The following is a 9,072-nucleotide window of genomic DNA, read 5'->3' as shown; positions in this document are numbered from 1 at the left end:
ACCTCAGCTCCGGTTTCTCTCGCCTCATGTCCGCCATCACCACAGACCTGCCTGCCCTCGCCCAATCCATCAAGGACTGGGGCCGCGAACTGGGCTTTCAGCAAGTCGGCATCAGCGGCCTCGACCTGGGCGAGCATGAGCAACACCTGGAGCGCTGGCTCGCCGCCGGCTACCACGGCGAAATGGACTACATGGGCGCCCATGGCAGCAAACGCTCGCACCCGGAAGAACTGGTGCCCGGCACTTTGCGTGTGGTTTCGCTGCGCATGGACTATCTGGCGGGCGACACCCACATGGCGAAAATGCTCGCCCAGCCGGAAAAAGCCTACGTCTCGCGCTATGCCCTGGGTCGCGATTACCACAAGTTGATCCGTAAACGCGTGCAACAACTGGCGGAAAAGATTCAGGCGGTCATCGGGCCTTTCGGCTATCGCGCTTTCGTCGACAGTGCCCCGGTGCTGGAAAAAGCCATCGCGGAACAGGCCGGCCTTGGCTGGATCGGCAAAAACACTCTGGTGTTGAATCGCAAGGCAGGCAGCTATTTCTTCCTCGCCGAACTGTTCGTTGACTTGCCGCTGCCGGTAGACCCGCCCCACGCCACCGAACACTGCGGACGGTGCAGCGCCTGCCTCGACATTTGTCCCACCAATGCCTTCGTCGGCCCCTATGTGCTGGACGCCCGACGCTGCATTTCCTACCTGACCATCGAACTCAAAGGCGCGATCCCTGAAGACCTGCGACCGCTGATCGGCAATCGGGTGTTCGGTTGCGACGATTGCCAGATTGTCTGCCCGTGGAACCGCTTTGCCCGTCCGTCCGGTGAAAGCGACTTCAAGCCGCGGCACAACCTGGACAACGCCGACCTGGCCGCGCTGTTCATGTGGGATGAGGCCAGGTTTCTAAGTAGCACCGAAGGTTCGCCGCTAAGGCGGGCAGGTTATGAAAGCTGGTTGCGCAATCTGGCGGTAGGCCTGGGGAATGCGCCTTCGACGATTCCGGTGCTGGAAGCGTTGAAGGCGCGACGGGAACATCCTTCGCAACTGGTACGTGAACATGTCGAGTGGGCTCTGAAACAACACGGCCTTATGTAGGAGCGCGCTTGCTCGCGATGAACCGGAGAACTCCGCGGGCCACCAGGCTTGCCGCGTTATCGTTGACGTCCATCGCGAGCTAGCTCGCTCCCACAGGGGACCGCGTCAGGCTTCGTCGTTATAGACGAACTTGGGCATTTCCCAGTGAAAGCGGATTGCCAGCAAGCGCAGCAGAAAACCGCCGAACAGGGTGATCAGAATCGATTGTTCATCGGGTAATTGCAGATAGATGCAGAGCATGTAGCACCACGCCGCCGCAAACGAGACGCTGGCATAGAGCTCACGCCGGAAGATCAGCGGAATATCGTTGCAGAAAATGTCCCGCAGGATGCCGCCGAAGACGCCGGTGATCACGCCGCTGACCGAAGCCACCAGCATGCCGTGGCCCATTTCCAGCGCGGTCATGCAGCCGATCAGGGTGAACGCCACCAGACCGACGGCGTCGAGCACCAGAAACAGTGAACGCAAATGCCGCATCCAGCGCGCCGTGAACACGGTGATCATCGCGGCGGCCGTGGTCAGCACCAGGTATTCCGGGTGTTTGACCCACGTCAGCGGGTAATGCCCGAGCAGTACATCGCGCACCGACCCGCCACCCAGCGCCGTGACGCAAGCGATCAGCACAACACCGAACCAGTCCATGCCACGACGCCCGGCAGACAGGGCACCGGTCATGGCTTCGGCGGTGATGGCGATCAGGTAGAGCATCAACAGCATAGTGGCGGTCCTTGCAGAAAGGCGCGCAGTCTACTCAGTTCACCCAGGCACCAAAAGAGGGCACCACAGAATCAGCCCAACCATCAATAGTGACGGTACGGACGCCATCGCAAGCAGGCTCGCTCCCACGAGGCCAACCCAGCCCAATGTGGGAGCGAGCCTGCTCGCGATGGGGCCGGAACAGCCCTTCTGTATCAGGCCTTGATGAAGTGCTTGCGGTAGTGCTGCAACTCGGCGATGGATTCGCGGATGTCATCCAGCGCCAGGTGGGTGCTGCCCTTCTTGAAGCTGTCACGCACATCCGGTGCCCAGCGTGCAGCCAGCTCTTTGAGGGTGGACACGTCGAGGTTGCGGTAGTGGAAATAGCTTTCCAGGGATTTCATGTGGGTATAAAGGAAGCGACGATCCTGGCAGATGCTGTTGCCGCAGATCGGCGATTTGCCCTTTGGCACCCACTTCTCCAGGAAGGCGATGGTTTCGGCCTCGGCTTCGGCCATGCTGATGCGGCTGTCGCGAACTCGCTGGGTCAGCCCGGAACCGCCGTGCTGACGGGTGTTCCACTCATCCATGCCGGCGAGGATTTCGTCGCTGTGGTGAATGGCGATCACCGGGCCTTCGGCCAGAGTGTTCAGGTCGCTGTCGGTGACGATGGTGGCCATTTCGATAATGACGTCGGAATCAGGGTTCAGACCGGTCATTTCCAGGTCGATCCAGATCAGGTTCTGCGGGTTTTGCATGTGTCGGCTCCTAGGCAATGCTGCGCAGTTTAGCCTAGGCCGGTGGCCGGGCGTGCTAAACTCGCGGCCGTTTTACCTAATCGCTGCATTCTTGATACGGAACACCCATGGCCAAACGCCAACTCAATCGCCGCCAAAACTGGCGCATCGAAAAGATTCAGGGCGAACGCGCTGCCCGCGCCGCCAAACGCGAGTCCTCGGCTGTCGAGGCACTTGAGGGCGGCGATCTGGGCCCGGAACAGCACGGTCTGGTGATCGCGCACTTCGGTGTGCAGGTCGAGGTCGAGGCCCGCGACGGCGAACTGGCCGGCCAGGTGTTCCGTTGCCACCTGCGCGCCAACCTGCCGGCGCTGGTGACCGGCGATCAGGTGGTGTGGCGTGCCGGCAACCAGGGCATCGGCGTGATCGTGGCGCAACTGCCGCGCAACACCGAGCTGTGTCGCCCGGACAGCCGTGGTCAGCTCAAGCCGGTGGCAGCCAACGTCGACATGATCGTCATCGTGTTTGCACCGCTGCCCGAACCCCACGCCAACCTGATCGACCGCTATCTGGTGGCGGCCGAGCATGCGGGCATCAAGCCGCTGTTGCTGCTGAACAAGTTCGACCTGATCGACGAACACAACGCCCCGGCGCTCAATGCCTTGCTCGCGGTGTACCGCACCCTCGGCTATCCGGTGCTGGAAGTGTCGGCGCACCACGGCAATGGCATGGAGCAATTGCAGGCGCAACTGGACGGGCGCATCAGCGTGTTCGTCGGCCAGTCCGGTGTCGGCAAGTCGTCGTTGGTCAACAGCCTGCTGCCGGATGTCGAAACCCGCGTCGGCCCGCTGTCCGAGCTGTCCGGCCAGGGCACTCACACCACCACTACCGCCCGGTTGTTCCACTTCCCCGGCGGCGGTGAGCTGATCGACTCCCCGGGAATCCGCGAATTCGGCCTGGGCCACGTCAGCCGTGCCGACGTCGAAGCCGGCTTCATCGAATTCAATGACCTGCTCGGTACCTGCCGCTTCCGTGACTGCAAGCATGACCGCGAGCCCGGTTGCGCCCCTGCTCAAGGCCCTTGAAGACGGCCGCGTGCAGCAGCAACGGATGAACAGCTATCGCTCGATCATCGCCAGCCTGCCGGAAAACGGCTACTGAGCCGCTTCCCGCAGACATGAAAAAGCCGCGATCATCGCGGTTTTTTCATGGGTCACTGTTTGGGCGCGCTACCCGGTTTTGGCGCCGGATCGTCAAACAGATTCAGCCGCTCGCGAAGTTCGTGGGCCGGTAGCGGCTCCTTGTCCGCTGGCAACGCGTTTGGGTCAGCCGGCGCGGCAGGCGCTGTGCCGGGAGCGCCTTGCGAGGCATCTGGAGCCGGCTCCGCGCCTTGGGAACCTTCGATGGCGCGCTGGGCTTTTTTGGTCAGCACGATGATGTCGATACGGCGGTTGACCGGATTGAACGGGTGCTCGCGGTCGAACAAGGCCGACGAAGCATAACCGACGACCCGCGCCACCTGACTGTCCGGATAGCTGCCCGCCACCAGCGCGCGACGTGCCGCGTTGGCACGGTTGGCCGAGAGCTCCCAGTTACCGAAGTCACCGGTCCCGGTGTATGGCTTGGCATCGGTGTGACCGCTGATGCTGATCTTGTTCGGCACCGCCTTGATGGTGTCGGCCATGGCCAGCAGGATGTCTTCGAAATACGGCTTCAGACGGGCCGAGCCTGAGTCGAACATCGGCCGGTTCTCGGCATCCACGATCTGGATACGCAGGCCGTCCGGGGTGATCTCGAACATGATCTGGTCTTTGAATTTCTGCAGTTGCGGGTTCTCTTCGACCTTGTTCTGCAACTCTTGCAGCAACAGCTCGAGGCGCTCCTTCTCGACCATCTCGGCCATACCTTCGACCTGCTCGGCATCGACGGTCACCTTGTCCGGCTGTGGCTGGGACTTCACCTCGGGGTTGAGGGTGTTTTCCGGCGCCAGGGTCGGCGTGCCACCCAGATCGATGATGTACGGCGTGCCGCTTTCGGAAAAGCCGATCGGATCCTTGAAGTAACCGGCGATGGCGATCTTCTGTTCCGGTGTTGCGGTGGACAACAGCCACAACACCAGAAAGAACGCCATCATCGCCGTGGCGAAGTCGGCGAAGGCGATTTTCCAGGCGCCCCCGTGATGCCCGCCGGCGTAGCGCTTGACGCGCTTGATGATTATCGGTTGGTTATTTTCCATGGCTTAACGACCGCGAACCGCTTGTTCCAGCTCAGCGAAGCTAGGACGGTGCGCCGGGTACAGAACCTTGCGCCCGAACTCCACGGCCAGCGATGGCGGCATACCGGAAGCCGAAGCCACCAGCGAGGCCTTGATGGCTTCGTAGACGTTCAGCTCTTCCTTGGCATCGTGGGCCAGGGAGTGAGCCAGCGGGCCGAAGAAACCGTAGGCGGCGAGAATACCGAAGAAGGTACCGACCAGTGCCGCACCCACGTGCAGGCCGATGGACTTCTGGTCACCTTCACCCAGCGAAGCCATGGTCACCACGATACCCAGTACCGCCGCGACGATACCGAAACCGGGCATGGCGTCGGCGATGCCGTTGACCGCGTGGGATGGATGCTCCAGGTCTTCCTTGAGGCTGAACAGCTCCATGTCGAACAGGCCTTCCAGCTCGTGCGGAGCCATGTTGCCGGAGGACATGATCCGCAGGTAATCGCAGATGAACGCAGTCATGCGCTCGTCCTTGAGCACCGCCGGGTACTTGGCGAAGATCGGGCTCGCGACGGCATCTTCAATGTCACCTTCGATGGCCATCATGCCTTCACGGCGGCTCTTGTTGAGGATCTCGTAGATCAGGCCCAGCACTTCAAGGTAGAAGCCGTGGTTGAAACGTGAACTGAACATGCCCAAGGACTTCTTGAGCACGTGCATCGTCATATGACCAGGGTTGGCCTGCAGGAATGCGCCGAGGGCCGCACCGCCAATAATCATGACCTCGAAAGGCTGGATCAGGGCGGCAATCTTGCCGTGGGAAAGCACGTATCCGCCGAGCACGCTCGCGAATACGACGATGATGCCGATAATTTTAGCCATAGGTAGGAGAGCACTTACTGAGTCGGGTTCAAGGTCATATTCGGAAGTTAAAAAATCTCTTCTTCTACTTATCGGCAAAACTGCGCCAGACTAAAGCCCGTTCAGGCGAAAAGCCAATTTGACCCACTCCGGGCCCGGGTAATGCTGATGATGATCGCCTCCAACCATGGTTAACGAAACGAACGTTCCAACGCCAAAACCGACGACGATCGAGGGCTGGGTCAAGCTGCTCGATGGCGTACGCCTTCCCGTCCCGCAAGCCAGCCACGACCTTGTCTGCAAGGCCATCCGCGACAATCGCAGCTCGCTGCGTGACATCGCCGACCTCATGCAAGGCAGCCCGGCCCTGGCCTTGAGCGTGATTCGCGAAGCCAACCGGCACTCCCACGGCAGCATGACGGAGCCGGCGGAAAACCTCGAGATCGCGATCAATCGCCTTGGCCTCAAGCGCACCGAAGAGCTGCTCGCACGCTTGCCCGCCGTACCCCAGTCCGACATTCCCAAAGCCTTGCGTCAGCTGCAGATGATCAGCCAGCACGCGACCCAACAGGCCAACGGTTTTTTTGCCAGTCGCCTGGCACGCCTGTGGCAGGACATCCACTGGGGTAGCCTGCTGTTCCTTTCGCCCCTGTGGCCGTTGGCGCTAACCCATCCAGAACTGCTCGAAGACTGGGAACTGCGGGTCATCCATAAAGGCGAATCGGCACGCAAAGTCGAGCGGCAACTGTTTGGTGTACGTCTGCTGGGCATCGGCCAGGCATTGGTGGAGATCTGGCGCTTGCCGATCTGGGTACAACAAGGCTATCGACTGTTGCTCACTGAACAGCGGGAACTGGTGAAAGTCCTGCGCATTGCCCGTGACAGCGAGCACCCATTGCGCCAGCAGAACCGCCTCGATGACAACCCGACCCTGCGCCGCTGGCTCAATCAACCGGCCAATACCGTGTTGCTGGCCAACGGCTTGGCGCTGTCGGCGCAGCACGCCTGGGACAGCCCGCACAGTGAGCGCTGGCAGTACCTGACCAGCCTTTACCTGCAAATGCCGATGGACGAGGTGCAGCAGCAACTGCATCAGCAAGCCGCCAACAGTGCGCGCCAGCATGCCATGCCCGATCTCTGGCACCCCGCCGAATCGCTGATCTGGCCGTGGGGCATGAACCGTATCCACGCCGGACTGCTGCCGGCCGCGGCACCCACCGCCGAAGATCTGGCGAAATGGCGCAAGCAATGCGCCGAACTGCTGGTCGAGCCGAGCCGTTTCACCAACGCCATGCACCTGACCATCGCCGCCCGGGACGCCCTTGCAGCCTGCGGCATGCGTCGGGTGATGATCCTGATGGCCGACCGCACCCACGCCAACCTGCGCGTGCACCAGACGGCCGGCCTGCCGAAAGAGGCGGCCGGGCTGAACTTCGTGGTCAGCCAGAGCAACGTGTTGCAACGCTTGCTCGCGCAACAGGCCCAGGTCCGCCTGACGCCAGCCAACAACGCGCAATTCTCGGCCCTGCTGCCCAACAACCTGCGCTCGCAGTTCAGCGGCGAACACCTGCTGCTGCGTTCGCTGGTCAACAATGGCCGGGTGATCATGATCGTCGTGGCGGATCAGGGCGGTGGGCCGTTTTCGGAAATTTCCGTACAAGCCTTCGGCAAAACCGCACAATGCATCGAAAAAGCCCTGCACAGCTTTAGCAACCGAGGCCAATAAGCTGCGCTACAATCCTCCCTTTTTGTGCTCTGGAGACCTCACATGTCTGACTTCTCTGGCTTGCCGCTGGTGATCGAGCCGAGCGACTTGCTCCCTCGTCTCGACGCCCGCGAACTGATTCTGGTGGACTTGACCAGTGCCGCCCGCTACGCCGAAGGGCACATTCCCGGCGCGCGCTTTGTCGATCCCAAACGCACGCAACTGGGTCAGGCGCCCGCCCCGGGCCTGATGCCCCCGCAGGCAGCACTCGAAACGTTGTTTGGTGAGCTGGGACACAACCCCGACGCGGTCTACGTGGTGTATGACGACGAAGGCGGCGGTTGGGCCGGACGCTTTATCTGGCTGCTGGATGTCATCGGCCACAGCAAGTACCACTATATCAACGGCGGCCTGCCGGCCTGGCTGGCAGAAGGTTCGCCCATGTCGATCCAGATCCCGCCACCGGTGGGTGGCCCGGTTGCATTGACCTTGCACGACGAACCCACTGCCACCCGCGAATACCTGCAAAGCCGTCTCGGCGCCGCCGACCTGGCCATCTGGGATGCACGCGGGCCGCTGGAGTATTCCGGCGAGAAAGTCCTGGCAGCCAAGGGCGGCCACATTCCCGGCGCGGTCAATTTCGAATGGACCGCCGGCATGGATCAGGCGCGCCAGCTGCGCATCCGCACCGACATGCCGCAGATCCTCGAACAACTCGGGATCAGCAAAGACAAAGAAGTGATTACCCACTGCCAGACCCATCATCGGTCCGGCTTCACCTATCTGGTGGCCAAGGCTCTCGGTTATCCGCGGGTCAAAGGCTACGCCGGCTCCTGGGGCGAATGGGGCAACCATCCCGATACGCCCGTAGAGATTTGAGTTTTTCAAGGACAGTTAATGAACAATCGTCTGTTTATCCTCAGCCAGTACCTGCTGCCCCACAACTTGCTCTCGCGACTGGCCGGCTGCATCGCCGAATGCCGCGTGCGCTGGTTCAAGAACGCCTTTACCGCCTGGTTCGCCAAGCGTTACCAGGTGGACATGTCCCAGGCGCTGGTCGAAGACCTGACCGCCTACGAGCACTTCAATGCATTCTTCACCCGCGCACTGAAAGCCGGTGCCCGCCCGCTGGACGAGACCCCGGGCGCGATCCTCAGCCCGGCCGACGGCGCCATCAGCCAGCTCGGCCCGATCGAGCACGGTCGTGTGTTCCAGGCCAAGGGTCACAGCTTCAGCGTGCTCGAACTGCTCGGTGGCGATGCGGCGAATGCGGCACCGTTCATGGGCGGCGACTTCGCGACCATCTACCTGTCGCCGAAGGACTATCACCGCGTGCACATGCCACTGGCCGGCACCCTGCGCGAGATGATCTACATCCCGGGCCGCCTGTTCTCGGTCAACCAGACCACCGCTGAAAACGTTCCGGAACTGTTTGCACGTAACGAACGCGTGGCGTGCATTTTCGACACCGAGCGCGGCCCGATGGCCGTGGTACTGGTGGGCGCGATGATCGTGGCCTCGATCGAAACCGTCTGGGCGGGCCTGGTGACGCCGCCGAAGCGCGAACTGAAAACCTTCCGCTACGACGAAGCCGCGCGCGCGCCGATCCATCTGGAAAAAGGTGCGGAACTGGGTCGCTTCAAACTGGGTTCGACCGCCGTCGTGCTGTTCGGGCCGGAACAGGTGAAGTGGGCTGAAGAAATGACCGCCGGTACAGCGGTGCAGATGGGTCAGGGCATGGGCTCACCAAAAGCCTGATCAACGCACATAACT

8 protein-coding genes and 1 pseudogene are annotated in these 9,072 nt (G+C 61.7%); 5 read left to right on the top strand and 4 right to left on the bottom strand.

Features of this window, described 5'->3' with window-relative positions; all coding sequences use genetic code 11:
• Positions 1 to 26 precede the first annotated feature (26 nt).
• On the top strand, positions 27 to 1,091 hold the full coding sequence (gene queG, locus RS887_RS12295; RefSeq protein WP_322615604.1) for a tRNA epoxyqueuosine(34) reductase QueG: 1,065 nt from the start codon (positions 27 to 29) through the stop codon (positions 1,089 to 1,091).
• Positions 1,092 to 1,196: 105 nt separating this feature from the next.
• Here the strand turns inward: queG and RS887_RS12290 are convergent, their stop codons facing one another.
• Together RS887_RS12290 and orn are read right to left on the bottom strand one after the other, a co-directional pair.
• Complete coding sequence (locus RS887_RS12290) at positions 1,197 to 1,808, bottom strand: trimeric intracellular cation channel family protein (protein WP_057397725.1); 612 nt, start codon at positions 1,806 to 1,808, stop codon at positions 1,197 to 1,199.
• A 194-nt stretch (positions 1,809 to 2,002) separates the two neighbouring features.
• The gene (gene orn, locus RS887_RS12285) at positions 2,003 to 2,545 is read right to left on the bottom strand and encodes an oligoribonuclease (protein ID WP_322615603.1); all 543 of its coding nucleotides are present in this window, start codon (positions 2,543 to 2,545) and stop codon (positions 2,003 to 2,005) included.
• A 107-nt stretch (positions 2,546 to 2,652) separates the two neighbouring features.
• On the opposite strand from orn, the pseudogene rsgA reads away from it, so the two are divergent.
• A pseudogene (rsgA, locus tag RS887_RS12280) lies at positions 2,653 to 3,685 on the top strand (small ribosomal subunit biogenesis GTPase RsgA).
• A 52-nt stretch (positions 3,686 to 3,737) separates the two neighbouring features.
• Here rsgA and motB read toward each other — a convergent pair.
• Positions 3,738 to 4,760, bottom strand: coding sequence for a flagellar motor protein MotB (gene motB / locus RS887_RS12275; RefSeq protein ID WP_322615602.1), 1,023 nt, complete (start codon positions 4,758 to 4,760; stop codon positions 3,738 to 3,740).
• Positions 4,761 to 4,763: 3 nt separating this feature from the next.
• A complete protein-coding gene (gene motA / locus RS887_RS12270) occupies positions 4,764 to 5,615 on the bottom strand; it encodes a flagellar motor stator protein MotA (protein ID WP_322615601.1) in 852 nt (283 codons plus the stop codon).
• 166 nt (positions 5,616 to 5,781) lie between these two features.
• On the opposite strand from motA, the gene RS887_RS12265 reads away from it, so the two are divergent.
• Genes RS887_RS12265 through asd form a run of 3 tightly spaced genes read left to right on the top strand, consistent with a single transcriptional unit; the run spans position 5,782 to position 9,057 of the window.
• A complete protein-coding gene (locus tag RS887_RS12265; protein WP_322615600.1) occupies positions 5,782 to 7,320 on the top strand; it encodes an HDOD domain-containing protein in 1,539 nt (512 codons plus the stop codon).
• A gap of 42 nt (positions 7,321 to 7,362) precedes the next feature.
• Positions 7,363 to 8,178 carry a thiosulfate sulfurtransferase gene (rhdA, locus tag RS887_RS12260; protein ID WP_322615599.1) on the top strand — a complete coding sequence of 272 codons (816 nt, stop codon included), beginning with the start codon at positions 7,363 to 7,365 and terminating at the stop codon, positions 8,176 to 8,178.
• An 18-nt stretch (positions 8,179 to 8,196) separates the two neighbouring features.
• On the top strand, positions 8,197 to 9,057 hold the full coding sequence (gene asd, locus RS887_RS12255) for an archaetidylserine decarboxylase (RefSeq protein WP_322615598.1): 861 nt from the start codon (positions 8,197 to 8,199) through the stop codon (positions 9,055 to 9,057).
• The last annotated feature ends 15 nt before the right edge of the window (positions 9,058 to 9,072 follow it).

It is taken from the genome of Pseudomonas sp. BIC9C, assembly GCF_034541995.1.
Lineage (GTDB): Bacteria > Pseudomonadota > Gammaproteobacteria > Pseudomonadales > Pseudomonadaceae > Aquipseudomonas > Aquipseudomonas fluorescens_CC.
The sequence above is the reverse complement of the archived record's forward strand: the minus strand, read 5'-3'. Positions and strand labels throughout refer to the sequence as shown.